The organism is Ahrensia marina (assembly GCF_042140245.1).
Lineage (GTDB): Bacteria > Pseudomonadota > Alphaproteobacteria > Rhizobiales > MH13 > MH13.
In genome coordinates this window covers 2,735,493-2,759,480 of sequence record NZ_CP159483.1, presented here as the reverse complement: position 1 = coordinate 2,759,480, position 23,988 = coordinate 2,735,493, and the positions used below count along the sequence as shown (strand labels likewise).

Genomic DNA, 23,988 nt, shown 5'->3' with positions numbered 1-23,988 from the left:
TTTGACTCACTCCGAGTTATTTTCGCATCCACGCACAATTTCCTGCACTGCACCACGCTATGTTGCGCTTGCGAAAACGAGCAAGCAGTCTTCACACTTCGCCCGAAAAGCATTCAGCCCATTGATTTCAAAATAAATTAATATCGAACGCAATTGCCAATTCGTGATTGACAGGGCCAAATTTTGTTTATTACCTACTAGTCAGTAACAAAGGGAGGAAAGAGACCAATGAAGCTCTCCACATTCGCATGCACATCCCTCGCGGCCATCGCGACACTTGGACTAACCACAAGCGCAATGGCGCAATGGCAGCCCGATCGTCCTATCAACATCATCGTGCCATGGTCGGCAGGTGGATCAACCGACCAGGTAACCCGCGTGGTTGCCCCATTGCTCGAGGAAGCGCTTGGAACTGAGATTGTAGTGGTCAACCAACCAGGTGCGTCCGGTTCGATCGGCACGGCTGCAGCGCTTGCAGCACCGCGCGACGGGTACACCTGGACGGCCAACGCTATTGCGAACAACGCAACCTACTCTGTTACCGGCCTCATCGAAGACACCTCGATTGAGGATTATGTCGTTTATCTGCACGTCGCCAACGTGCCCGTCGTCTCTGTGAATGTGGATTCGCCCTACCAAGACTTTGGTGAACTGCTTGATGCTATGAAGATGGACAGCGTGACGGTTGGGACAGCCGGCGTGAACTCGTCTGGCGGCATGGCCTTGGCAGCCATTCAAGAAGCGGCTGGCGAAGAGCTCAATGCGCGCATGGTGACCTATGACGGAGGCAACCCTGCTGTCATTGCTGCGGCGTCTGGCGAAGTGATCGCAACGACGCAACTGGCGGTCGAACAAACCGAGATGATTCGTGCTGGTCGCTTGCGCGGTTTGGCTGTGCTTTCCGATCAACCTTTGATGGTTGAGGGCATCGACCCCATTCCGCCCATCACAGAATATCTGCCTGACATGCCCATCGCCGCGGATTACTTCGGCGTCTTCATTCCCGTTGGTGCACCCGATGAGGTATATGAGACCGTCGATCAGGTTTGGCGTGATGTGATCATGAGCTCACCAGAACTCCAGGCTTATGCCTCAGATCGCGGTGCTGTTTTTGCACCAAGCTATGGCGAAGATGCCATGGCAGCCGCCATGCCGGTCGTGATCGCTGAGGCTTGCGCGCGCGTCACGCGCGGTGAGGCAGTGGTCGATCCATCTGAAATCGGCATCGACTGCCCCGCTGAGTAGTCACCAACCATTCTGGCCGTTTCCTTAGCGGGTGATGCGGCCAGAATGGGCAACTGCAGACGGCCCTGAAGAGGTCTCATCCCGCGTCCCCCCGCGACAATAATAAGTCTCCCTAGCGAACCAGAAACCAAATGACCCTAGACAGCGCTACCGCAGACCGTTGGACAAGTGTGATTCTCTTTGCTGTAGGGGTCGCAATGCTGATCGGCGGTTACACAATGGATCGGCTTGAAATTCGTCAGATCCATCCAGCTTCTATCCCTGGTCTGGTACCAATGATTCTGGGTTTGGCTATGATGCTCTGCTCGGTGTTGCTATTCCTTTCAGCACGTGCGCTACACATCGCGGCGCAATCACAGCTCGCAAAAACTGTTGGGCCTTCAACCGCCTCGCAATTTGATGAAGCACTCAATCAGACCGACGATCCAATCACTTCCAATCGCGACTTGTTTTTCGCGGCCAGCTACAGTGTGATCTACGCGCTAGCTCTTGTTGGATCACTACCGTTTGCGCAAGCTACCGCTATCTACATCGCTGTTTTTTATACGCATTTCACTTGGAAACGCGATGGATCGGCAAGCGATCATGTCAAGCGCATCGCTTTTGGAATAGGCTTCGGAATTATGGGGGCTTATGCAATCGCGAGCCTCTTTGAATACGGCTTCTTGGTTCGCCTTCCCTGATGGACGGCCTTCTTTCCCTTTTCCAAGCCTTTCAGCAGATGGCGACAGGCCAGATGCTCTTCCATGTTGTGTGGGCAACACTGCTTGGCATCTTTGTTGGCAGCCTACCGGGACTGACCGCAACGATGGGGGTCGCGTTGCTCACCACCCTCACCTATACGCTTGACCGCGATGCAGCGATCACGGTGCTCATCTGCATGTATGTGGGAGCGATTTATGGCGGCTCGCGCAGCGCCATCCTGCTCAACATTCCGGGGACACCTGCAAGTGCGGCAACTGCGTTGGATGGTTATCCACTAGCCCAATCAGGTCGTGCTGGCTACGCAATGGCGTTGGCGACCGCTGGATCAGCGATGGGCACGATGGTCGGCATCTTGTTGCTGGTCATGCTGGCGCCACCCCTCGCCGAGGCGGCGCTGAGGTTTGGTTCCTTTGAATTCTTTTGGCTTGCTGTTTTTGGCATCGTTATCTCTGGTCAACTGACCGGAGGCATCAGCCCACTCAAAGGCTATATCGCTGGGCTAATAGGGCTGATGGTCGCGATGATTGGATCAGAAGGGATCCACGCTCACATTCGCTTCAATTTTGGTGTGCCGGAGCTAAACGGTGGCATTGGCCTCATTCCTGCAATGGTGGGCGCTTTCGGTTTTGCCGAAGTGCTCACTGTTATGTGGCGGGCCAAAGCAAGAGTTGTGAAATCAGCTGATAAGCGCGACCGAATCTTACCCAAACTCGTCGATCTCTGGCGCTACAAATTCACCATCGCTCGATCAGGTGTCATTGGAACGCTGGTAGGTATCATCCCCGGCGTTGGTGAGGATATCGGCGCATGGGCTTCTTACGCTGCTGCGCGTCGCACAAGCAAAGAACGCGCTGACTTCGGAAAAGGCTCCTACGAAGGCCTGACGGCAGCCGAGACCGGCAACAGCGCCGTCGTGCCGGGCGCTTTGATCCCAGCCCTTACCCTCGCCGTGCCAGGGTCAGCACCAGCGGCGGTCCTTATCGCCGCGCTCTTTATTCATGGCGTGCGCCCTGGCCCGATGATCATGATCGAGCAGCCCGATTTTATCTATTCGGTTGCGGTAATGCTGATCTTTGCAACCATCGCTATTGCGATCTTTGGTTTGTTTTTGACGCGTATTTTTGTCCTGGTGCTCAAAGTGCCGCGTGAAATCTTGATGCCCTTGGTCTTCACCCTTTGCGTTATCGGACCCTACGCGCTCACCCAACGTACCTTTGAGATTTGGGTCATGGTGGTGTTTGGCTTGATTGGTTTTGTGCTGCGCCAGATGAACTACCCAATGGCACCGCTGGTACTCGGCATCATTCTGGGCGCTTTGCTCGACAAAAGTCTGCGGCGCGGCCTCACGCTCAGCGATGGCGACCTCACCCCCTTCTTCACGCGGCCAATCTCCGCAGTGTTCGTCATCATTATCATCCTAAGCATCGCATTTGGCGTGCCCGCCGTCCGCAACGCTATCAGCCGTGCACTCGACCGCGTTTTGCAACGGGAAGCAGAGAGATCAAACGATGGCTAAAAACTTGCCCATCAGCGGACGACAAACCCGCGCTGCGTCGTCTCGCAAATCCTCGGTGCGAACCGCCCGCAAGCCAGCGCAGAGCCAGAAGCGCGATGCGGCAAGATCCAAACGTGCTATCTTGGATGCCTCACTGATAGAGTTCTCAACCTATGGCCATGCAGGCGCGCGCATTGACATGATCGCCGAGCGTGCGGGTGTCTCCAAGCCTTTGATTTACAGCTACTTTGGCGACAAAGATCAGCTTTATGCAGCCGCTCTTCGCGAAGCCTATGTGCAAATTCGTGAAGGTGAACGTGATCTCGATCTGGATCACAAAGACCCTGAAACCGCCATCCGCGATCTGGTCGATTTCACATTGCGACACTTTATGCAAAAACCCTGGTTTATCTCCATGCTCAACACGGAAAATCTCCGCGGCGGTGAGACGATCCGGCAGATCAAAGATGTCGCCGATATTCAATCACCATTGACGGATGAGCTACGTAGCTTGCTTGATCGTGGCGTGGCCATGGGCGTGTTTCGACCCGGCATTGCGCCAACCGATCTCTACATTTCGATCGCCTCGCTTTGCTACTTCCCGATTTCCAACATGCACACGCTGCGTGCCGTTTTCCACGCACCGATTGATGATGCATGGCTCGATCAACGCAGCGACGACATCGGCGAAATGGTCATCCGTTTCCTACGCCCCGACCCCAAAGACTAACCGTCTTCCCCCGACATTCCAGTTGCTTACCTAAGGAGCCAAAAAATGAGAACGCAGCGTATCGGCATCATCATGCACGGCATCACCGGCCGCATGGGGATGAACCAGCATCTCATCCGATCTGTTTTGGCCATTCGCGACCAGGGCGGCGTACTTCTATCCGACGGGTCCTATCTCGTGCCTGATCCTGTTCTTGTTGGTCGCAACGCCGATAAGGTCGAAGCTGTTGCCAAAGCCCACAATGTGGCGCGCTGGACAACCGACCTTGATGCAGCATTGGCCAACCCAGACGACACACTCTTTTTCGATGCAGCCTCCACCAAGCTACGTCCTGAGCTTCTCAAGCGAGCCATAGACGCTGGCAAAAACATCTATTGCGAGAAGCCAATCTCAGAGAGTTTAAGTGAGGCTCTCGACATAGCGACCTACGCCAAATCCAAAAGCGTCAAAAACGGAATTGTTCACGACAAGCTTGACCTGCCAGGCTTGAAGAAATTGAAGCGCTTGCGGGACTCCGGATTCTTCGGACGTATTCTCTCGGTGCGCGGCGAGTTCGGCTATTGGGTGTTTGAAGGCGATTGGATGCCTGCCCAGCGACCGTCATGGAACTATCGTGCTGCGGATGGCGGCGGCATCATTTCTGATATGCTCTGCCACTGGCGCTATGTGCTCGACAATGTGGTTGCACCTGTGAAGGCTGTTTCTTGCCTTGGCGCCACGCATATCTCCGAGCGCTGGGACGAAAACGGAAACGCCTACAAAGCTGACGCAGACGATGCAGCCTATGCAACATTTGAGTTGGAAGGCGGCATCATCGCTCACATCAACTCCAGCTGGTGCGTGCGCGTGCGCCGTGATGATCTGGTCACTTTCCAAGTGGATGGCACGCATGGATCAGCTGTGGCGGGCTTGCATTCCTGTGTTTCGCAACAACGTGTCAACACGCCCAAGCCGGTATGGAATCCCGACCAACCTCAAACCATGAACTTCTTTGATGATTGGGAAGAGGTTCCTGACAACGCAGTCTTTGACAACGGGTTCAAGTTACAGTGGGAAGAATTCCTTCGCCATGTCGCTGAGGATGCTCCTTGGAGCTACACATTGCTTGAAGGAGCCAAGGGCGTTCAACTGGCAGAGCTTGGCGTCCAAAGCTGGAAAGAGCGCCGCTGGCTCGATGTACCGGCACTTGAGGGGTAACCGGTGGCCACGCTTCATCTTCCCACAGCCGATGGAACAATCGAGCCTGTTCACTTAACCGCTGGCCCAACCCCGGCGCGCTCGCCACTTGGTTGGAATCGAATTGCCTACGCCGCCGCTCATGTCGTGGCGGACCCGCGAGCCGACAGTGATCCGTGGCTTGATCCGATCATAGACTGGGATCGCACTCTGGCTTTTCGTGAGCATCTCTGGTCGCTCGGCTTTGGTGTAGCCGAAGCGATGGACACAGCCCAACGCGGGATGGGCTTGGATTGGAACCAATCGCTGGATCTCATTCAACGTTCGGTATCAGCAGCCAAAGCAGGTGGTCATTTGATCGCGTGCGGCGCGGGCACCGACCATCTGTTGCCTGGCCCAGATGTGACCATTGATGACGTGATCGCTGCTTATGAAATGCAATGCGAAGCTGTCGAGGCAACGGGTGGCCGCATTATTCTGATGGCCTCGCGTGCCTTGGCAAAAGCAGCCAAGTCACCGGACGACTATGTGCGTGTTTACACACGCATCCTTGGTGGACTGTCTCAACCTGCCATTTTGCACTGGCTGGGCGAGATGTTTGACCCAGCCTTGGAGGGCTACTGGGGCTCCGACGACCATATGCAAGCCATGGATACCGGCCTAAGCGTCATCGCTGAAAACGCTGCCAAGGTGGATGGCATCAAGATTTCGCTGCTCTCGGCAGACAAAGAGATTGCCATGCGCCGACGCCTTCCTGATGGCGTGAAAATGTACACAGGCGACGATTTCAACTATCCAGACCTCATCGCAGGCGATGAAGAAGGCTTCTCACACGCGCTGCTTGGCATCTTTGATCCAATTGCTGGCGCGGCTGCAAAAGCTCTCGGAGCATTAAGCTCAGGCGACGAACCAGCCTATAAAACCGCCTTTGAACCAACAGTTCCTCTGTCACGTCACATCTTCAAAGCACCCACGCGCTTCTACAAAACTGGCGTTGTCTTCATGGCCTATCTCAATGGGCATCAAGACCATTTCACGATGATCGGCGGCCAGGAATCAGCACGCTCGACGTTGCATCTGGCTGATGTTATTCGCCTAGCAAACAGCGCCAACCTGTTCACCGACCCTGAGCGTGTTGCCGCGCGTGCTCGACCCGTTTTTGCTGCCCGCGGCATTGAGGTGTAACCCGTGCCAAGCGCTTCTGACCTTTCGCTCAACACCGCCACTGTGCGGCCACAGTGGAACCTTCGTCAGTGTGTTGATGGTTGCGTGCGGCATGGCATCGGCGGCATTGCACCATGGCGTGACAAGCTTCAAGAAACTGGTGTTGATGAAGGCGCACGTATGATCAAAGACGCCGGCCTTAGAGTGTCTGGCCTTTGCAGAGGCGGTATGTTCACCGCCGACGGAGCACTCAGCGATGATGTTTTGGACGACAACAAACGCGCCGTCGATGAGGCCGTCGCCATTGAAGCCGCTTGCTTGGTTATGGTGGTTGGTGGGCTGCCCGATGGCTCCAAAGACATCGCAAATGCACGATCCATCGTCACCGACGGTCTCGCCAAAACGTTGGACTATGCGCGGACCGTTAACATGCCGATCGCCATCGAACCATTACATCCGATGTATGCCGCGGATCGCGCCTGCGTGAATACGATGAATCAGGCCCTTGATATCTGCGACGAACTGGATCCTGGAAGAACAGGGGCCATGGGTGTGGCGTGCGACGTCTACCATGTGTGGTGGGACCCTGATCTTTCAGCGCAGATAAAGCGCGCTGGAAAAGAACAGATGCTCGCATTTCACATCTGCGACTGGCTCGTGCCCACCAACGATCTTCTGCTTGATCGCGGTATGATGGGTGACGGCGTTATCGACATCAAAGCTATTCGCGAGCAGGTCGAGGCGGTTGGTTTCACAGGTCTCAACGAGATAGAGATTTTTTCCGCAGAAAACTGGTGGAAACGCGACGCCGATGACGTGCTCGCTACACTGGTTGAACGCGGTCGAACAGCCAGTTAGCGCTACTCGAACTCGATCATCACCTGATCGACAGCCAAGCTCTCACCGGCCTCAACTTTGATCGACTTCACGGTGGCATCGCGCTCAGCTCGCAAGATGTTTTCCATTTTCATCGCCTCAACGATGGCAAGCTGCTGGCCGACCTGAACCGTTTCGCCTTCGGCAACGTGAAGCGACACGACAAGACCTGGCATCGGACACAGAAGGTACTTAGACGTGTCCGGGGCAACTTTCTCTGGCATCAGCTCGGCAAGGTCAGCATTCGTCCGTGGCATCACCTGCGTATGCACTTGCGCCCCTCGCCGCTCCAACATTCGGCTGTGCCCGTTGCGTTTGATGCGTACGGCAACTTGCTGCCCATTCACGGTTCCAAGCCAAAGGCTTTGGTCCGGCGTCCAGCCAGATGTGATAGCCACGTCCTCGCCATCCAGCGTAACCTTCAAGTCCACGGGCGGGAGAGTTGTTCCCGCTAGAGCATCGGCATCATAGCGCGTTCCAGCCAAAAAGACTGACCAGCTATCGCGAATACCGCCCTGATGCGGGCGAAGCCGACCGGTAAGGTGATCCAACCGTTTGCGCTCCACAACTTCCATCGCCAAAGCGGCACTTGCCAAGACAAGTGCTTCATCACGGCTTGGCTCCAGCGGTGTGAACCCATTGGGGAACTCTTCAGCGATGAAGTTGGTCGTCAGTTCACCTGACTTCCATCGCGGGTGGATCATCAGCGCTGAGAGAAAACCCATATTGTGTTGGATGCCATCGATCTGGAACCGATCAAGTGCCTCTTCCATCGCAGCGATAGCGGATGCCCGATCTGGTGCGTAGGTTACGAGCTTGGCGATCATCGGGTCGTAGAACATGGAGATTTCAGACCCCTCCACAACACCAGTGTCGACGCGTACGGTCTGCTCGGGATCGGATGTTTCCTCGGGTGGCGCATAGCGCGTTAGCCGCCCAATCGATGGCAGGAAACCACGCACTGGGTCTTCTGCGTAAACACGGGACTCAACCGACCAGCCGGTTAATGTGACATCGTCTTGCGTGATCGATAGGGGCTCGCCAGCCGCCGAACGGATCATCTGCTCCACCAGATCAACACTGGTGATGAGCTCGGTCACAGGGTGTTCCACCTGCAAACGGGTGTTCATCTCCAAGAAATAGAAGCTCTTGTCCTGGCCAACCACAAATTCCACTGTGCCAGCGGAATCGTAGTCAACTGCTTTGGCAAGAGCGACTGCCTGCTCGCCCATGCGCTTGCGCGTTTCTGGATCAAGCAGCGGAGACGGGGCTTCCTCAATGACCTTTTGGTTGCGCCGCTGGATGGAGCATTCGCGCTCGCCGAGGTAAACGCAATTGCCGTGCTTGTCTCCCAACACCTGAATTTCAATGTGGCGCGGATTTTCGATGAACTTCTCAACGAACAGTCGGTCATCGCCAAAGGAAGAGGCTGCTTCTGACCGCGAGCGTTCAAACCCTTCGCGTACTTCGTCTGGTGAATAGGCAATACGCATGCCCTTACCGCCGCCACCCGCTGATGCCTTGATCATCACCGGATAACCGATCTCATCGGCAATGCGGATTGCGTCATCAGGTGTATCAAGAATTCCCAGATAGCCTGGGACGGTGGAAACACCGGCGTCAGCAGCAACCTTTTTTGAGGTTATCTTATCGCCCATCGCTTCGATAGCTCGCGGGTTGGGGCCAATGAAGGTGATTCCCGCCTCTGCCAATGCCTCGGCAAAACTGGCCCGCTCCGAAAGGAAACCGTAGCCTGGATGAACAGCGTCTGCGCCGGTTGCTTTGCAAGCTTCAATGATTTTCTCGGCCAGCAAGTAGGACTGCGCCGCTTGTGGCGGGCCAATATGCACGGCCTCATCGGCCATCTTGACGTGCAACGCACTGGCATCTGCGTCAGAATACACAGCTACAGTCTTGATCCCCAGCGCCTTGGCACTTTTGATGACGCGGCAAGCAATTTCGCCGCGATTGGCGATAAGGATGGCATTGAACACGAGGCAGCTCCCAGCTAGGCAGATGCACCTCATTACTGCGTTGCACAACACCGGGCAACTTGACCGAAAGGTGAGGAAAATAGAGAGCTCGCAACCAACAGTGCAGCGCTTTGGACTGCTCGATAAAGCACGTGGCCTCGCTCTGGTCGCGATGATTGTCTACCACGCGATCTGGGATGGCTTTCAGTTTGGCTTGCTAACTTGGACAGCAGAACGCGATGCCATCATGCGCTTGTCCGCGCAGCTTATCGCCGGGTCCTTTTTGACAATCAGCGGAGTATCGCTTGCGCTCTCCGCAGCGATGGACAACATGGCCCTGCTCCAAAGACGGTCATTTTGGAAACGCACGATCATCGTTGCTGGCGCTGCGCTGTTGGTAACAGCAGCAAGCTTCGTCGCATTGCCACAAGCCCCAATCTATTTTGGTATCCTTCATCATATCGCCGTCGCCAGCCTCGTCATCGCGCTCGTCGCAACGCGACATGCTTTCCTGGCTGCTGCGTTGGGCGCTGTCGTTCTTCTGGTCAACGCCAGCTTGGCGATACCAGAGTTCAACAACCCGGCCCTGATTTGGCTCGGTCTAGGCACACGCGCGCCGATCACCGCAGATTGGGTCCCTGTTGTGCCTTGGCTTGCTGCCGGGCTCTTAGGATTTGCTATCGGCAAACAGTTTCTGCTGCCGTGGCTGGCGTCACGCGCGCCGTCACCAGCGGCCATAGCGCGCGATCCACTCACATGGATGGGCCGTCGCAGCCTTCTGATCTACCTGGTACACCAGCCAATTTTGATTGGATTAATATATTTATATCAAGAACTTACACCGATATATTAAAGTGGAATATTATCATGCTTCTTCCACGGAATGTCCAGTTGCTTTGACGCAAGCAGCTTGAGGCCACGGGCCACTCGGCGACGCGTTGAGTGCGGCAGGATCACATCATCGATAAAGCCACGTTCTGCTGCAACAAAGGGGTTGGCGAACCGCTCCTCGTAATCTGCAATGCGTGTTGCAATCTTCTCCGGCTGATCCAGATCTTGGCGATAGAGGATCTCTGCTGCGCCTTTTGACCCCATAACGGCGATTTCTGCGGATGGCCAAGCATAGGTGAGATCACCACCGATGTGTTTGGAAGACATCACCACATAGGCACCACCATAGGCCTTGCGTGTGATAACAGTGATCTTGGGAACGGTGGCCTCAGCAAAGGCATAAAGCAGTTTTGCACCGTGCTTGATGAGGCCGCCGTACTCTTGAGCGGTACCTGGCAGAAACCCAGGTACATCGACAAACGTTACGATGGGAATGCTGAAACAATCGCAAAAGCGTACGAACCGGGCCGCTTTGCGACTTGCGTCGCTATCGAGCACACCAGCCAAAACCATTGGTTGATTGGCAATCACACCAACCGGTGATCCCTCAATACGTCCAAACCCAGTAATGATGTTGCCAGCGAAACTGGCTTGAAGCTCATAAAAGTCGCCATCATCGAGCGTTTTCAGCACCAGCTCTTTCATATCATAAGGCTGGTTCGGATTGGCCGGCACAAGGGTGTCTAGACTGTCATCTTGCTGGTGGACATCATCATAGCAAGGAACTTCCGGCAACTCGGCAGTGTTGGACGCCGGCAGAAAGTTGATCAGGCGCCGCACTTCAAACAACGCATCCATATCATTGTCGAAAGCGCCATCAGCGATGGACGATTTGGTCGCATGTACACTTGCACCACCCAACTCCTCCGCAGTCACGGTTTCATTGGTGACCGTCTTTACGACATCAGGACCCGTCACAAACATGTAGCTCGTGTCACGAACCATGAAGATGAAGTCCGTCATGGCTGGAGAATAGACATCCCCACCGGCACACGGTCCCATGATAACCGATATCTGTGGGATGACGCCTGACGCGCGCACATTGCGATCAAAAACACCGCCATAACCGGCCAGAGATGCAACGCCCTCCTGGATACGAGCTCCACCGGCATCGAAAAGGCCAATGATAGGCGCGCGGTTGCGCAGCGCCATGTCCTGGATTTTGTGGATTTTTTCTGCATGCGCCTCGGAGGTCGAGCCACCAAGGACGGTAAAATCCTTGGCAAACACATAAACGACGCGGCCATTGATGGTGCCCCAGCCGGTTACCACCCCGTCGCCAGAGACTTTGTTATCAGCCATGCCAAAGTCGACGCAGCGATGCTGCACGAACATGTCGTACTCTTCAAAGGATCCTTCATCCAGCAGCACCGATAGACGCTCGCGCGCCGTCAGCTTGCCTTTTTTGTGCTGGCTTTCGATCCGTCGCGCACCGCCACCCTGACGGGCTTGGTCGCGCCGCGCTTCCAACTCATCAAGCACACTCATAAAACAGCCCTGCCTTCGGTAAGAACGTGATGGCACTATCGCTTACCAGTGCACCGCAGCATGTCCAGCCATCCGAAGGGCGCAACTCGTGAGGGATTCAGCTGCGCGTTACGGACAGAACGAAGGCCGCAGCCTCAAAATCGCGCCAACGTGTCTCTCGCAGCGCAGTTGCTTCGGCATCCTCGCCCCACTGAGCGCGATTCCAGTCTTCATCCACGTGCGCTGCCTGCCAAATGGTCTTGGCGCGCCCGTCATCCATACCGGGCTCGGTGAGGGCGAGCGCCAAAACCGCAGACCCCGTCAAGCTTGTCGCCAAAACTAGAGCTGCGACAGCCTCAGCATCACCAGCTCTTCTATCAGCAAGCGCTCGTACGGCATCCAACATCGGTTCGTCTTGCGCCACATGCATCACGCCAGCGGCCTGCTTCATGGTGATACGGTGGTGTGTTTTCAAACGGTCAAGATAAGGGTCCCAAACCGTGGACTGACGGTCCACCAACCCTTGCGGACGTTCAGCACGATAACAAAGCAGGTCAGTGCCAGCGTAGGAACGAACCTCATCTAGCAGCGCTTCGCGATGGTCTGTCCCGCCATCAAGAGCAACATTGACGAGCTTGGTCAGCGGCAGGAGTGACGGGTCGAGTTGCTCACCAACAGCATTCCACTCCAAGGCCATGCGCTCAGCTATCTGCAAGTGGCGTGATGCCAACGTATTGCGCCCCGGCGATCTGGCGGAACGACCATCAAGCAGAACGTGAAAGACACCATTGCGTTCATCAACCGAGGCTTCTTTCCAGAACCGTTTTGGTAAATCTGGGCGCATAGTACGCTGCGCTGCTTCATTGGGATCAAGGCCGGTTTCGGTGAAGATCGCGTCAAAAGGCGAAGTTTTATCACTCATCAATCTGATTCTTACCCGGCTCTTCAATAAGGCGTTCAAGATTGCCGTTGAGACGGCGCAACTCAACAACCAACTCTGCCATCTGTTTGTCGTGCGACGCTGACTTACCACCAGGCCCAACCACGCCTAGCGCATGCAAACCGCGACGACCGGCCCAAACAGCCAGTACCATCAAAGCGATGAGAACCGCCAAAGCTCCCCATAGGATCAGTTCATTGATCACCGTTTGGTTCCACGCATGGCCTGGGTCTCCCAGGCATCATCTTCCTCTTCACCCATGCCTTGGGTGGAAAATCCAAGCAGGTTCCAGCTTTGTTGCATATGCGGCGGCAGCGGTGCTGTGACATCGATCTGCCCGCCCTTTGGGTGTGGAATTAGCAAGCGGCGGGCATGAAGGTGCAAACGGTTTTGGATACCGCCCGGTAACTCCCAGTTTTCAACATCAAAGTATTTGGGGTCACCTATGATCGGATGGCCAATATGATTGGCATGGGCCCGCAGCTGATGGGTTCGGCCGGTGACAGGTCTAAGTGTTACCCATGTCAGTCCCCTGCCCGCTGTCTCCAAGACATTGTAAAGCGTTAGCGCGTGATCAGCACCGCTGTCTCCATGCTTGGCAATCCTCATACGCTCTTTTAGATCAGGCGCAGCATCCTCATCGCCTTTGGCGAGATAGCTTGAGATACGCCCCTGGCGTGGCTTTGGAACACCGCGTACCAGCGCCCAATAGACTTTCTTCGTTGTGCGCGCCCGAAACGCAGCCGCAAGAGAAGACGCCGCGCCCTTGGTTTTGGCGACGATAAGAACGCCGGAGGTATCCTTGTCTAGCCGATGAACGAGCCGTGGTTTGCGACCTTGTTTGTCGCGCAGTGCCTCCAGCATGCCATCGACATGTTTTGACAATCCTGGCCCACCTTGAACTGCCAAACCAAAAGGCTTGTTGAGCACGAGGACCATATCGTCTTCAAAGAGTGTCATGTCTTTGAGCGCCTGGACTGTCTCATCATCTGGTCTGGCAGGCGCCGACATTAGCGCCTCAGCCTCCATCGGCGGTACGCGGATCGTCTGACCAGCTTCAAGACGGGCGTTGGACTTTGCCCGGCCACCATCGATGCGGATGGACCCCTTACGCAGCAACTTGTTCAGCGCTCCAAAGGCCAAACCTGGATAGTGCTCCTTGAACCAGCGATCGAGGCGCATGCCGTCTTCATCGCTGGCCACCTCGCGAGTCTGGACACCACTCATGCCAACGCACCTCGCACCAGCACCAAACCGGCGATCAGCGCCGCTATGGCAAGCGCAACGCTCAACGCAACATAAGCGATAGCTGCACTCTGCGCTCCAGACTCCCAAAGCCGCACCGCATCCAGCGAGAAGGCCGAAAAGGTTGTAAAGCCGCCAAGCAATCCCGTCGCCAAAGCTGCTTTGGCGGCATCATGGCCAGACATATCGAGAAAAGGGCCAAACCCACCACCACGCGCAACCAACCAACCGGCAAGCATTCCCATCATAAAGGACCCAACGATGTTGGCGGCAAAAACGCCATAGGGGAAGTCCGTTCCCAGAGCGCTCTCAGAGACGCGTACCAACCCATAGCGGACGAGTGCACCGCATCCACCACCAACAAACACCAAGGCTGCCACGCTCAAGGCCAACGCCGATCACTCTCCGTCATGTTTTGAGTCTCGTAAGCCCTGCCAGTATCGCAGCCGCTTGACAAGTTCACGCTCAAAGCCGCGCTCAGGTGGATCATAGAGAGTGTGGCGACCCAAAGCCTCGGGAAAATACGCCTGACCTGAAAACGCATCAGGCGTGTCATGATCATAGATATAGCCTGAACCGCGACCGATATCTTTCATCAACTTGGTCGGCGCATTGAGAATCTCTGAGGGCGGCGCCAATGAGCCACCCTCTTTGGCCAGTTTTCGAGCGGCTTTGTAGGCGGTGTAGGTCGCGTTTGACTTAGGCGCTGTTGCGACGTGCACCACAGCTTGAGCAATGGCAAGCTCACCCTCCGGGCTGCCAAGCACATGATAAGCATCCCGTGCCGCAATAGCCGTTTGCAGAGCTGTGGGATCAGCCATCCCGATGTCTTCACTTGCCATCCGGATGATCCGTCGGGCGAGAAACAAAGGGTCCTCGCCGCCTTCCAACATGCGGGCAAACCAATAGAGTGCAGCGTCCGGATCGGATCCTCGGACACTCTTATGCAGGGCGGAAATTAGATCATAGTGCCCATCGCGATCCTTGTCGTAGCGAGCCAGCGCCATGCCCAAGCGCTCCGCAATTGCCTCTGCGCTGTAAAGGGATGCGTCGTCTCCTTGCCCCGCAATCACCAGTCCGGTCAGCGCGATAGACCGTCGGCCATCCCCATCCGCGCGATCTGCGATCACCTGTCTGGCCGTATGATCCACCGTGTCAGATTTGCCCAATGCCTCTAACGCTCGACCAACCAAAGTGACCAGATCATCAGGTTCCAGGGATTGCAGAATCAAAACATCGCAGCGTGAAAGCAGTGCCGGGTTCAGCTCAAAGGATGGATTTTCGGTCGTTGCACCGATCAGTGTGATCGTTCCGTCTTCCATGACGGGCAGAAAGCTGTCCAGCTGGGCCTTGTTGAAGCGATGAATCTCATCAACAAAAAGAACCGTTGATTGACCGTGGCCACGCGCCAGACGAGCACCATCAAAAGCAGCTTTGAGATCCTTCACACCGCTAGTCAGCGCTGACAGCTGCACAAAACGTGTATCGTCGCCAAGATGGGAGGCAATCAACCGGGCAAGTGTTGTCTTGCCAGTGCCCGGCGGCCCCCAAAGCACCAGGGACGGCAAAGCACCACCTTGTTCAACCGCTGCCAGCAAACGTGTCAGCTTGCCATCAGGCCCGAGCAGTTCCTCTTGTCCAACAACATCACTCAGTGTGGTCGGACGCAGACGTTCGGGCAATGGCGTGCGATGAGGCGTTGCCTCCTCTGCAGCACCGAAAAGATCATTCATCGTGACATAAGCCTAGAACCGCAACATAGCGGAACGAATGCGCCCATCCCGCTCAAAAACAATCTGCCAGGCACGGTTTTGGGCAGACGCGATCTGCTCAAGGTCGAACGTGTTGCCAACGCGACGGTCATTCACTTGCATGATCATGTCGCCCTCACGAAAACCAACCTGGTTGGCGATAGACCGCGGTTGCACTGAAACGATCATGACACCTTCGGTTTGATCAAAGCCAAACTCCTGCGCAACAGCAGGTGAAAGGTTCAGCACTTCAACGCCTGAAAAAGGTGAACGTCCCTCAATCAAACGCAGATCACGCGGCACGGTTTCGGGCGGCCCCACCAGAAAAATCGTGAGATCGCGGCGGCGGCCATCACGGATGACCCTAACACTGGTCGTCCCGCCAATACCTTTAGTCGCAAAGCGGTAGGCAAACGCATCGGGGTCTTCGATCTGCGCGCCATCGATCGACACCACAACGTCACCACGCCGCAAACCAGCTTGATCCGCTGGACTGCCGCGCACGAGATCAGCCACCAGCACACCACGTGGGCGGCGCATACCGAGGCTCTGAGCGATGGCAGATGTCACAGCCTGCACTTCAGCCCCAAGATAAGGGCGCGCAACAAAGGATGCCCCGCTGGCTGCTTCACCAAGCACAACATTCACCATCTCCGTTGGGATCGCAAAGCCAATGCCGTTCGAACCACCAGATCGAGAAAAAATTGCTGTGTTGATACCGACCAAGCGCCCGGACAAGTCAACGAGGGCGCCACCGGAATTGCCCGGGTTGATGGCTGCATCGGTCTGAATGAAGAATTGAAAATCCGTCACCCCAACTTGCGTACGAGCAAGCGCCGATACGATACCCTGGGTTACCGTTTGACCGACACCGAACGGATTGCCAATCGCGAGCACCACGTCACCGACATCCAGATCGTCAGACACACCAATGGACAGCGCAGGTAGTGGTTCGTCCAAGTCACGAACCTGAAGCACAGCAAGATCGGTACGTTCATCCCGGATGAGAATATCAGCGGCAAACTCTCGGCGGTCCGACAAGGAAACGCGAACATCTGTTGCTTGTTCGATGACATGATTGTTGGTGACAATGAGCCCTGAACTGTCAACGATCACACCGGAACCGAGGGAGGACGCCATCCGCTCACGCGGACGAGGCCGCATCTGGTCGCCAAAGAAGCGGCGAAAGAACGGATCCATTTGCGCAAATGGATCGCGCACTTGCTCCATACGAGTTGCATAAACATTCACCACGGCAGGAGCGGCCAAATCCACAACCGGTGCGAAGGACAGTTGCACCTGCTGAAGACTTTGCGGTGCTTCACGAGTCAGTTGCGTCGGTTCACCCTGCCCCTCGTTCAACTCTTCCAGCAAAACCGGTGCATTGTTGATGAACAGATCAAGCAGCCGCTCTGGCAAATCACTCTGCGCCTGAGCAGGCATCGCGTGCGCGATACCAGCCACGAGCGCAACGACGGCCAACCTGCGGATCGCACCCATTCTGGTCTCCTTAAACATCTCGACTCACCGCGCTCACGGAGCACAAATCTAGGCAAAAAGAAGGGCGGCTCCAAGGCCGCCCTTCATTCTATTGCCAATGATGGCCGTTCACTATGCTGCGACTGTTTCAGCTTCTTCTTCAGCTTCAACGCGCGCGCGATCTTCCGCACCTTTGGCCTCTACATCGCGGTCAACCAATTCAATGATCGCAACCGGTGCATTGTCACCGAAACGGAAACCAGCTTTGAGCACACGCGTGTAACCCCCTGGACGCTCGGAATAACGCTCTCCCAAAACCCCAAACAGCTTGCGCACGGCAGCTTCGTCGCGAACCTGGCTAAGCGCCTGACGACGCGCGTGCAGGTCGCCACGCTTGGCGAGTGTGACGAGCTTATCGACGATGGGCTTGAGCTCTTTGGCTTTCGGCAACGTTGTTTTGATTTGCTCGTGGGTGATCAGCGATGCTGCCATATTGGCGAACATCGCTTTGCGATGGCTCGATGTGCGGTTGAGCTTGCGGCCTGATTTACCGTGGCGCATGGCCCTTCTCCTTTTTTAACCGAGGTCGTTAGACCTGGTGTTCCTCATAACGCTTAGAAAGCTCGTCGATGTTTTCAGGCGGCCAATTGGGCACATCCATGCCCAAATGCAGACCCATCGAAGCGAGCACTTCTTTGATTTCATTCAGCGACTTGCGACCAAAGTTCGGCGTACGAAGCATCTCTGCTTCGGTTTTCTGGATCAGATCGCCGATGTAAACGATGTTGTCGTTCTTCAAGCAGTTGGCCGAACGCACTGAAAGCTCCAACTCGTCGACCTTCTTGAGAAGCTCTGGTGAGAATGGGAAATCAGGCAGCTCTTCCTCGACCTGCTCTTTCTCAGGCTCTTCGAAGTTCACAAAGATCTGGAGCTGGTCCTGAAGGATACGCGCAGCGTAAGCGATCGCGTCTTCAGCAGTCACCGCACCGTTTGTCTCGATATCCAGCGTTAGCTTATCATAGTCGAGGATCTGACCTTCACGGGTGTTTTCCACCTTGTAGGCCACGCGCTTGACCGGCGAGAACAGAGCGTCGACGGGCACCAAGCCAATCGGAGCATCGTCCGGGCGATTACGCTCAGCTTCCACATAGCCTTTGCCGGTGTTCACCGTGAACTCAATGCGGACTTCAGAGTCTTCATCGAGGGTGCAGAGAACATGGTCTGGGTTGAGGATTTCAACATCGCCAACCGTCTGGATATCTCCAGCTGTGACGATACCAGGGCCTTGCTTGCGAACAATCATGCGCTTGGGGCCTTCGCCTTCCATGCGCAAAGCTATCTCTTTAACGTTCAGCACGATGTCCGTGACGTCTTCACGCACACCAGGGATAGAGGAAAACTCGTGCAGCACGCCGTCGATCTGCATGCCAGTAACCGATGCGCCCTGAATGGACGACAGCAGAATACGGCGCAGAGCATTGCCAAGCGTTAGGCCATAGCCACGCTCAAGCGGTTCAGCAATCACTTGGGCGATCCGACCGTCTTCGCTGGTCTTCACTTCAAGTTTGCTTGGTTTAATCAGGTTCTGCCAATTCTTATGGATCATGGGTGCACCCCTTTGGGTCTTGCGCATCCAACAGTTGGTTTGGGTGACCAACTATGCGCCTGAAGGGAAAGCTTGGATTTGGGTGCCGCCACCCGGTTCACCAAGCCAGTGATGATGTCGAGGCGTTGGCCTCTTACACCCGGCGCCGTTTCGGCGGACGACAACCATTGTGCGGGATCGGCGTCACATCGCGAATGGACGTGATCGTAAACCCAGCAGCTTGGAGCGCGCGCAGGGCCGACTCACGGCCCGAACCTGGACCAGAGACTTCAACTTCCAGCGTCTTTACGCCATGCTCCGATGCCTTTTTGGCAGCATCTTCAGCTGCAACTTGAGCTGCATAAGGGGTAGATTTACGCGATCCTTTGAATCCCATCGTTCCGCACGATGACCAGGAAATCGCGTTGCCCTGTACATCGGTGATGGTGATCATGGTGTTGTTAAAAGACGAACGCACATGCGCCACGCCTGAAGTGATGTTCTTGCGCTCGCGGCGGCGAACGCGTCCAGCTTCTTTAGCCATTTTGGTCCTTATGTCGATCTCATCGCCAACCGTTGCCCGGCGCCCACATGGCGACCGTGAAAGCCCGGTTGGCTCCACCGAAGGTTAGGCGCGACCAAGTCGCGCCACCTCTTACTTCTTCTTGCCAGCAATCGCCTTCGCAGGACCCTTGCGGGTACGAGCGTTGGTGTGTGTGCGTTGACCGCGCACTGGCAATCCACGACGATGACGCAGGCCACGATAGCAGCCCAAATCCATCAAGCGTTTGATGTTCATGCTCGTCTGACGGCGAAGATCACCTTCGACCATGTAGTCGCGGTCGATGATCTCACGTACCTGGATCACATCTGAATCGGCCAACTCGTTGACCCTTTTGCTGGGGTCAATGCCAGCTTTTTCGATGATCTCCGCAGCCTTCGCTGCACCGATACCATGAATGTATTGGAGCGCGATGATCGCGCGTTTATTCGTAGGAATGTTGACGCCTGCAATGCGGGCCATACCACCATCTCCATCTTACGGGGCACAGACGAAAAGACTGTGCCCATACTGACCCTTCGCAAAGGGTTTCCCACAATGGGTACAACCGCGTCCGGTGGAGGCCGGCCCATGCGGTTTCTTCATAAAACAATCAGCTCGCCCACAAGGCGCAACCGAATGGTTTGTCGGGAAGAGCCATGCGCGTATTGCCTGATTGACCATTTGTCAACAGTTACGCCGCTCTTTCGCGACTGAAAGAGGCATCAGCATAAGGCGCCTCACACTTTTCAGCATAAAAAAGTGCTGCCTGAACTCTACAGCGCCTTCAGAACCGCATTAATCTCCGCAGTAACCTCATCAATGGATGCCATGCCATCGATCGTTTTGAGATTGCCTTTGGCATAGTAGTAGCCAGTCAGCGGAGCGGTGCTTTTGTAGTAAGCACGCAAACGTTCATCGAAGACCTCAGGCGTGTCGTCCTTGCGCACTGGCTGACCTGCGGCCTTGGCATCCTCAGCGCGCTTAACGATCCGGCCAACCAAAGCTCGATCATCGACGACCAGCTCAACAACAGCGTCCAGTCGCCGACCCTTACGTTGCATCATCTCTTCAACCGCATCCGCTTGCGCCAATGTGCGCGGATAACCATCGAGGATGAACCCCCGAGCACAGTCCGGTTCAGAAATCCGATCAGAAACAATTTGGTTGACGATCTCATCAGAGACCAGATCGCCTGCTTCCATCACAGCCTTGGCTTTGAGACCTGTTTCAGTGCCCGCAGCAACTGCAGCGCGAAGCATGTCGCCTGTAGACAGCTGAACTATGCCATATGTCTCAACAAGCCGTGCGGCCTGCGTTCCCTTCCCCGCGCCTGGCGGTCCAAGAAGGATCAATCTCATCTACGTTTCCCCCGGAGTTTCGACTTCTTCACAAGCCCCTCATACTGGTGCGCCAGCAAATGCCCTTGCACCTGTTGAACGGTATCCATGGTCACAGAGACCACGATGAGAAGCGATGTACCTCCGAAATAAAAGGGAACGCCAGAATAGGATATGAGAAATTCGGGTATGAGACAGACGATGGTGAGGTAAGCAGCACCAGCAACCGTAATGCGCGTCAGCACGAAATCGATGTAATTGGCCGTCCGCTCACCTGGACGAATGCCAGGAATGAACCCGCCGTGCTTACGCAAATTGTCAGCGGTATCGGCCGGATTGAAGACGATCGCGGTGTAGAAGAACGCGAAGAAGATAATACCAGCTGCATAAAGCAACATGTAGGCTGGCTGCCCATGACCAAGCAACGCGGTCAGCGTTGTGATCCAGCCGGTCGCCTCGGTGCCATCTGAAAAGCCTGCCAGCGTTGCCGGTAACAGCAGCAAAGACGAAGCAAAGATCGGCGGGATAACACCAGCCGTGTTGAGCTTCAGTGGCAGGTGCGAACTTTCGCCCTGCGTCATGCGATTGCCGACTTGGCGCTTAGGATACTGAATCAACAAACGGCGTTGTGCACGCTCAACAAACACAATGAAAGCAATCACAACAATTGCCAGAATAATGATTGTCAGAATGATACCGGTGCCGATAGCGCCCTGGCGGCCAAGCTCAAGGGTCTGAGCCAACGCGCGCGGAAGCTCGGCGACAATACCAGCAAAAATGATCAGCGAGATACCGTTGCCAACGCCGCGCGCGGTGATCTGCTCACCAAGCCACATCAGGAACATCGTACCGCCAACAAGCGTGATCACAGTCGTTAGACGGAAAAACCAGCCCGGATCAGTTACGATGGTACCGGATGATTCCAGGCCAACTGAGATACCGTATGCCTGGATCGCAGCCAGAAACACTGTGCCATAGCGGGTGTACTGATTGATAACCTTACGGCCGGCTTCACCCTCTTTCTTCAGCTGCTCTAACTTCGGCGATACCGTCGTCATCAGCTGAATGATGATCGAGGCCGTGATGTACGGCATGATGCCGAGCGCAAACACCGCCATGCGCTCTACAGCGCCACCGGTGAACATATTGAACAAGCCGACAACGCCCTGCGCGGCCTGATCAAACGCCGCAGCAAAAGCCTGCGGTTCGATACCAGGCATCGGGATATAAGTCCCAAGCCGATAGACCAAAAGCGCACCCAGCGTGAACCAGATGCGCTTTTTGAGCTCTTCGGCTTTACCGAACGCTTTAAGAGAGAAGTTTGAAGCTAGCTGCTCAGCTGCTGATGCCATGCGTCTTCAATTCCTTTGGCCAACATATGCCCATCAAAGGCATCCATCAGGGCTCAAAAAGAGCAAGAGAGGCCCAGCCGAACTGGGCCAATCCGGATTATTTGGCGACTTTGCTTGCCCCGGCTTTGCCCGAAGCTTCTTTGGTTTCTTCGATGTGGACCTTGCCGCCGGCCTTTTCAACCGCAGCAATCGCGCCTTTCGAAGCGCCCGCAACGGTGATCTCAACCTTGGCCTTCAACTCACCGTTACCAAGCAGGCGAACACCATCTTTTTCAAGCTTGGTGACAACACCACTTGCAACCAACGCGGCAGCATCAATGGCAGCTTTGGCGTCTAGTTTGCCAGCATCAACCGCCTGTTGAATGCGGCCAACGTTCACTTCTGAATAGGCCTTGGCAAAAACATTGTTGAAGCCACGCTTAGGCAGGCGGCGATACATCGGCATCTGGCCGCCTTCAAAACCCTTGATGGCGACACCTGAACGCGACTTCTGGCCTTTAACACCAGTGCCTGTGTTCTTGCCTTTGCCCGAACCAATGCCGCGACCGACGCGACGTTTGGCTTTGGCAGACCCTGGCATAGGGGCGATTTCATTGAGCTTCATGATTTTGTCTCCACTTGCGCGGCATCGGAGGACAATCGGTCCTGCCTATACCGCTCGCTTTCAGACGAGAACAAGGCCGCCAACTGGCAGCCCCGTCTCAGTTAGTTTTCTTCAACCACACGCACCAAATGGCGCACCTTGTGGATCATACCGCGCACAGAAGGTGTGTCTTCCAACGTCCGTTTACGGCGCATTTTGTTCAGGCCGAGGCCGATAAGCGTTGCACGCTGATCTGGCTGGCGCCCAATGGGGCTGCCAATTTGCTCAACCGTGATGGTTTTTGATTGTGCCATCGATCTTATCCTTACCTGTCTGGTGAGCGCCTAAGCATCCACCGCGGCGACATCACCGCGACGTGCTTGAAGCACCGAAACTTTCAAACCACGGCGAGCAGCAACCGAACGCGGGCTGTCTTCTTCGCGCAGCGCGTCGAAAGTGGCGCGGATCATGTTGTAAGGGTTGGACGTACCTTGCGACTTGGCAACAATATCTTGGATACCGAGCGTCTCGAAAACCGCACGCATTGGACCACCAGCAATAATACCGGTACCAGCGGGTGCAGCGCGCAAGAGAACCTTGCCAGCGCCATGACGACCTTTGACATCGTGGTGCAGGGTACGGCCTTCGCGCAGCGGCACGCGGATCATCCCGCGCTTAGCAGATTCTGTTGCTTTACGAATTGCCTCAGGCACTTCGCGAGCTTTGCCGTGGCCGAAACCAACACGGCCTTTCTGATCACCAACAACAACAAGAGCTGCAAAGCCGAAACGCTTACCACCCTTCACCGTCTTTGAAACGCGGTTGATGTGAACAAGCTTGTCGACAAATTCACTTTTCTCTTCGTCGCGGTCGCGATTGCGGTCACGTTGAGCCATCAAACTATCCTTATGTGTCTTGCAGGGGCCATGATAGCCAGCTGCCAAGTGCGATCTGCCTTCTATGCAGACCGGAGGGAACCAAAAGGGTGGAGAGCCACCCTCACCTAAAATTAGAAGTTCAAGCCACCTTCACGGGCTGCATCGGCCAGCGCTTTAACGCGGCCATGGTAGCGATAAGAACCACGGTCGAAGACCACATTCTCAACACCAGCTTCTTTGGCACGACTGGCGACCAGCTTGCCGACTTCAGCTGCAGCATTGGTGTCAGCGCCTGTTTTCAGGCTCGAGCGCATATCTTTTTCAAGCGATGATGCTGCGCAAACCGTGCGACCAGCCAGATCATCGATCACTTGCGCATAGATGTGGCGACCTGAACGGTAAACGGACAAACGTGGGCGTCCGTTTGCAACTTTGCGAACCTGACGGCGAACGCGCTCACGGCGACGTTCGGTCGATGTTTTATGGGCCATTGTTCTGCCTTTTCAAAAACGGAGCACCGCATGGACGTCTCCCAAGCAGATTGGGACGGCCAGGCACGGCAACTCGCATGC

Annotated in this window: 26 protein-coding genes; 8 read left to right on the top strand and 18 right to left on the bottom strand. The window is 55.5% G+C overall.

Annotation, left to right across the window (positions count from 1 at the left end; genetic code table 11):
- Positions 1-228: 228 nt before the first annotated feature.
- The 7 genes from ABWH92_RS13490 (at position 229) to ABWH92_RS13460 (ending at position 7,373) form a co-directional block, all read left to right on the top strand.
- Positions 229-1,245, top strand: a complete 1,017-nt coding sequence (locus tag ABWH92_RS13490; RefSeq protein ID WP_375569177.1) for a Bug family tripartite tricarboxylate transporter substrate binding protein — start codon at positions 229-231, stop codon at positions 1,243-1,245.
- Positions 1,246-1,415: 170 nt separating this feature from the next.
- Positions 1,416-1,928 carry a tripartite tricarboxylate transporter TctB family protein gene (locus ABWH92_RS13485; protein ID WP_375569176.1) on the top strand — a complete coding sequence of 171 codons (513 nt, stop codon included), beginning with the start codon at positions 1,416-1,418 and terminating at the stop codon, positions 1,926-1,928.
- Complete coding sequence (locus ABWH92_RS13480; RefSeq protein WP_375569174.1) at positions 1,928-3,466, top strand: tripartite tricarboxylate transporter permease; 1,539 nt, start codon at positions 1,928-1,930, stop codon at positions 3,464-3,466. The genes ABWH92_RS13485 and ABWH92_RS13480 overlap by 1 nt, the downstream gene beginning before the upstream one ends.
- Positions 3,459-4,175, top strand: a complete 717-nt coding sequence (locus tag ABWH92_RS13475; protein WP_375569172.1) for a TetR/AcrR family transcriptional regulator — start codon at positions 3,459-3,461, stop codon at positions 4,173-4,175. Before ABWH92_RS13480 ends, ABWH92_RS13475 begins: the two co-directional genes overlap by 8 nt.
- A 45-nt stretch (positions 4,176-4,220) precedes the next feature.
- Positions 4,221-5,372: a Gfo/Idh/MocA family protein gene (locus ABWH92_RS13470; protein ID WP_375569170.1), complete on the top strand. Its 1,152-nt coding sequence runs from the start codon at positions 4,221-4,223 to the stop codon at positions 5,370-5,372.
- A 3-nt stretch (positions 5,373-5,375) separates the two neighbouring features.
- Positions 5,376-6,536 carry a dihydrodipicolinate synthase family protein gene (locus ABWH92_RS13465; RefSeq protein WP_375569168.1) on the top strand — a complete coding sequence of 387 codons (1,161 nt, stop codon included), beginning with the start codon at positions 5,376-5,378 and terminating at the stop codon, positions 6,534-6,536.
- A gap of 3 nt (positions 6,537-6,539) precedes the next feature.
- The gene (locus tag ABWH92_RS13460) at positions 6,540-7,373 is read left to right on the top strand and encodes a sugar phosphate isomerase/epimerase family protein (protein ID WP_375569166.1); all 834 of its coding nucleotides are present in this window, start codon (positions 6,540-6,542) and stop codon (positions 7,371-7,373) included.
- 2 nt (positions 7,374-7,375) lie between these two features.
- Here ABWH92_RS13460 and ABWH92_RS13455 read toward each other — a convergent pair whose 3' ends face one another.
- Complete coding sequence (locus tag ABWH92_RS13455; protein WP_375569164.1) at positions 7,376-9,385, bottom strand: acetyl-CoA carboxylase biotin carboxylase subunit; 2,010 nt, start codon at positions 9,383-9,385, stop codon at positions 7,376-7,378.
- 100 nt (positions 9,386-9,485) lie between these two features.
- On the opposite strand from ABWH92_RS13455, the gene ABWH92_RS13450 reads away from it, so the two are divergent.
- On the top strand, positions 9,486-10,217 hold the full coding sequence (locus ABWH92_RS13450; protein ID WP_375569162.1) for a DUF1624 domain-containing protein: 732 nt from the start codon (positions 9,486-9,488) through the stop codon (positions 10,215-10,217).
- Here the strand turns inward: ABWH92_RS13450 and ABWH92_RS13445 are convergent.
- The 17 genes from ABWH92_RS13445 to rplR form a co-directional block, all read right to left on the bottom strand.
- Complete coding sequence (locus ABWH92_RS13445) at positions 10,214-11,743, bottom strand: acyl-CoA carboxylase subunit beta (RefSeq protein ID WP_375569160.1); 1,530 nt, start codon at positions 11,741-11,743, stop codon at positions 10,214-10,216. The genes ABWH92_RS13450 and ABWH92_RS13445 overlap by 4 nt on opposite strands.
- A gap of 97 nt (positions 11,744-11,840) precedes the next feature.
- Positions 11,841-12,644, bottom strand: a complete 804-nt coding sequence (locus tag ABWH92_RS13440) for an ATP12 family chaperone protein (protein ID WP_375569159.1) — start codon at positions 12,642-12,644, stop codon at positions 11,841-11,843.
- Positions 12,637-12,867, bottom strand: a complete 231-nt coding sequence (locus ABWH92_RS13435) for a hypothetical protein (RefSeq protein WP_375569157.1) — start codon at positions 12,865-12,867, stop codon at positions 12,637-12,639. The genes ABWH92_RS13440 and ABWH92_RS13435 overlap by 8 nt, the downstream gene beginning before the upstream one ends.
- A complete protein-coding gene (locus tag ABWH92_RS13430) occupies positions 12,864-13,889 on the bottom strand; it encodes an RluA family pseudouridine synthase (protein ID WP_375569156.1) in 1,026 nt (341 codons plus the stop codon). The genes ABWH92_RS13435 and ABWH92_RS13430 overlap by 4 nt, the downstream gene beginning before the upstream one ends.
- Complete coding sequence (locus ABWH92_RS13425; RefSeq protein WP_375569154.1) at positions 13,886-14,293, bottom strand: fluoride efflux transporter FluC; 408 nt, start codon at positions 14,291-14,293, stop codon at positions 13,886-13,888. Before ABWH92_RS13425 ends, ABWH92_RS13430 begins: the two co-directional genes overlap by 4 nt.
- Before the next feature lie 12 nt (positions 14,294-14,305).
- Complete coding sequence (locus ABWH92_RS13420) at positions 14,306-15,640, bottom strand: replication-associated recombination protein A (RefSeq protein WP_375569152.1); 1,335 nt, start codon at positions 15,638-15,640, stop codon at positions 14,306-14,308.
- Between the two features lie 12 nt (positions 15,641-15,652).
- Positions 15,653-17,158 carry a Do family serine endopeptidase gene (locus tag ABWH92_RS13415; protein WP_375569150.1) on the bottom strand — a complete coding sequence of 502 codons (1,506 nt, stop codon included), beginning with the start codon at positions 17,156-17,158 and terminating at the stop codon, positions 15,653-15,655.
- Positions 17,159-17,269: 111 nt separating this feature from the next.
- Complete coding sequence (gene rplQ, locus ABWH92_RS13410; RefSeq protein WP_375569148.1) at positions 17,270-17,698, bottom strand: 50S ribosomal protein L17; 429 nt, start codon at positions 17,696-17,698, stop codon at positions 17,270-17,272.
- A 28-nt stretch (positions 17,699-17,726) separates the two neighbouring features.
- The gene (locus tag ABWH92_RS13405; protein WP_375569146.1) at positions 17,727-18,743 is read right to left on the bottom strand and encodes a DNA-directed RNA polymerase subunit alpha; all 1,017 of its coding nucleotides are present in this window, start codon (positions 18,741-18,743) and stop codon (positions 17,727-17,729) included.
- Between the two features lie 133 nt (positions 18,744-18,876).
- Positions 18,877-19,266: a 30S ribosomal protein S11 gene (gene rpsK, locus ABWH92_RS13400; protein WP_375569144.1), complete on the bottom strand. Its 390-nt coding sequence runs from the start codon at positions 19,264-19,266 to the stop codon at positions 18,877-18,879.
- Between the two features lie 111 nt (positions 19,267-19,377).
- The gene (gene rpsM / locus ABWH92_RS13395; RefSeq protein WP_375569142.1) at positions 19,378-19,746 is read right to left on the bottom strand and encodes a 30S ribosomal protein S13; all 369 of its coding nucleotides are present in this window, start codon (positions 19,744-19,746) and stop codon (positions 19,378-19,380) included.
- 293 nt (positions 19,747-20,039) lie between these two features.
- The gene (locus ABWH92_RS13390; RefSeq protein WP_375569140.1) at positions 20,040-20,624 is read right to left on the bottom strand and encodes an adenylate kinase; all 585 of its coding nucleotides are present in this window, start codon (positions 20,622-20,624) and stop codon (positions 20,040-20,042) included.
- Entirely contained in the window at positions 20,621-21,955 is a 1,335-nt protein-coding gene (gene secY, locus ABWH92_RS13385; protein ID WP_375569139.1) for a preprotein translocase subunit SecY, read from the bottom strand. Before secY ends, ABWH92_RS13390 begins: the two co-directional genes overlap by 4 nt.
- Before the next feature lie 97 nt (positions 21,956-22,052).
- The gene (gene rplO / locus ABWH92_RS13380) at positions 22,053-22,559 is read right to left on the bottom strand and encodes a 50S ribosomal protein L15 (protein ID WP_375569137.1); all 507 of its coding nucleotides are present in this window, start codon (positions 22,557-22,559) and stop codon (positions 22,053-22,055) included.
- 101 nt (positions 22,560-22,660) lie between these two features.
- Positions 22,661-22,852 carry a 50S ribosomal protein L30 gene (gene rpmD, locus ABWH92_RS13375; RefSeq protein ID WP_375569135.1) on the bottom strand — a complete coding sequence of 64 codons (192 nt, stop codon included), beginning with the start codon at positions 22,850-22,852 and terminating at the stop codon, positions 22,661-22,663.
- 30 nt (positions 22,853-22,882) lie between these two features.
- Entirely contained in the window at positions 22,883-23,434 is a 552-nt protein-coding gene (gene rpsE / locus ABWH92_RS13370) for a 30S ribosomal protein S5 (RefSeq protein ID WP_375569133.1), read from the bottom strand.
- 113 nt (positions 23,435-23,547) lie between these two features.
- Complete coding sequence (gene rplR, locus ABWH92_RS13365; RefSeq protein ID WP_375569132.1) at positions 23,548-23,907, bottom strand: 50S ribosomal protein L18; 360 nt, start codon at positions 23,905-23,907, stop codon at positions 23,548-23,550.
- Positions 23,908-23,988 lie beyond the last annotated feature (81 nt).

Coding starts and splice junctions, on each gene's coding strand:
- rpmD (WP_375569135.1), bottom strand. CDS start 22,852: ATGGCACAATCAAAAACCATCACGGTTGAGCAAATTGGCAGCCCCATT.
- secY (WP_375569139.1), bottom strand. CDS start 21,955: ATGGCATCAGCAGCTGAGCAGCTAGCTTCAAACTTCTCTCTTAAAGCG.
- ABWH92_RS13430 (WP_375569156.1), bottom strand. CDS start 13,889: ATGAGTGGTGTCCAGACTCGCGAGGTGGCCAGCGATGAAGACGGCATG.
- ABWH92_RS13475 (WP_375569172.1), top strand. CDS start 3,459: ATGGCTAAAAACTTGCCCATCAGCGGACGACAAACCCGCGCTGCGTCG.
- ABWH92_RS13480 (WP_375569174.1), top strand. CDS start 1,928: ATGGACGGCCTTCTTTCCCTTTTCCAAGCCTTTCAGCAGATGGCGACA.
- rplO (WP_375569137.1), bottom strand. CDS start 22,559: ATGAAGCTCAATGAAATCGCCCCTATGCCAGGGTCTGCCAAAGCCAAA.
- ABWH92_RS13420 (WP_375569152.1), bottom strand. CDS start 15,640: ATGAATGATCTTTTCGGTGCTGCAGAGGAGGCAACGCCTCATCGCACG.
- ABWH92_RS13440 (WP_375569159.1), bottom strand. CDS start 12,644: ATGAGTGATAAAACTTCGCCTTTTGACGCGATCTTCACCGAAACCGGC.
- ABWH92_RS13470 (WP_375569170.1), top strand. CDS start 4,221: ATGAGAACGCAGCGTATCGGCATCATCATGCACGGCATCACCGGCCGC.
- rpsE (WP_375569133.1), bottom strand. CDS start 23,434: ATGGCTCAACGTGACCGCAATCGCGACCGCGACGAAGAGAAAAGTGAA.
- rpsK (WP_375569144.1), bottom strand. CDS start 19,266: ATGGCTAAAGAAGCTGGACGCGTTCGCCGCCGCGAGCGCAAGAACATC.
- ABWH92_RS13405 (WP_375569146.1), bottom strand. CDS start 18,743: ATGATCCATAAGAATTGGCAGAACCTGATTAAACCAAGCAAACTTGAA.
- ABWH92_RS13445 (WP_375569160.1), bottom strand. CDS start 11,743: ATGAGTGTGCTTGATGAGTTGGAAGCGCGGCGCGACCAAGCCCGTCAG.
- ABWH92_RS13415 (WP_375569150.1), bottom strand. CDS start 17,158: ATGGGTGCGATCCGCAGGTTGGCCGTCGTTGCGCTCGTGGCTGGTATC.
- ABWH92_RS13390 (WP_375569140.1), bottom strand. CDS start 20,624: ATGAGATTGATCCTTCTTGGACCGCCAGGCGCGGGGAAGGGAACGCAG.
- rplR (WP_375569132.1), bottom strand. CDS start 23,907: ATGGCCCATAAAACATCGACCGAACGTCGCCGTGAGCGCGTTCGCCGT.
- rplQ (WP_375569148.1), bottom strand. CDS start 17,698: ATGCGCCACGGTAAATCAGGCCGCAAGCTCAACCGCACATCGAGCCAT.
- rpsM (WP_375569142.1), bottom strand. CDS start 19,746: ATGGCCCGCATTGCAGGCGTCAACATTCCTACGAATAAACGCGCGATC.
- ABWH92_RS13490 (WP_375569177.1), top strand. CDS start 229: ATGAAGCTCTCCACATTCGCATGCACATCCCTCGCGGCCATCGCGACA.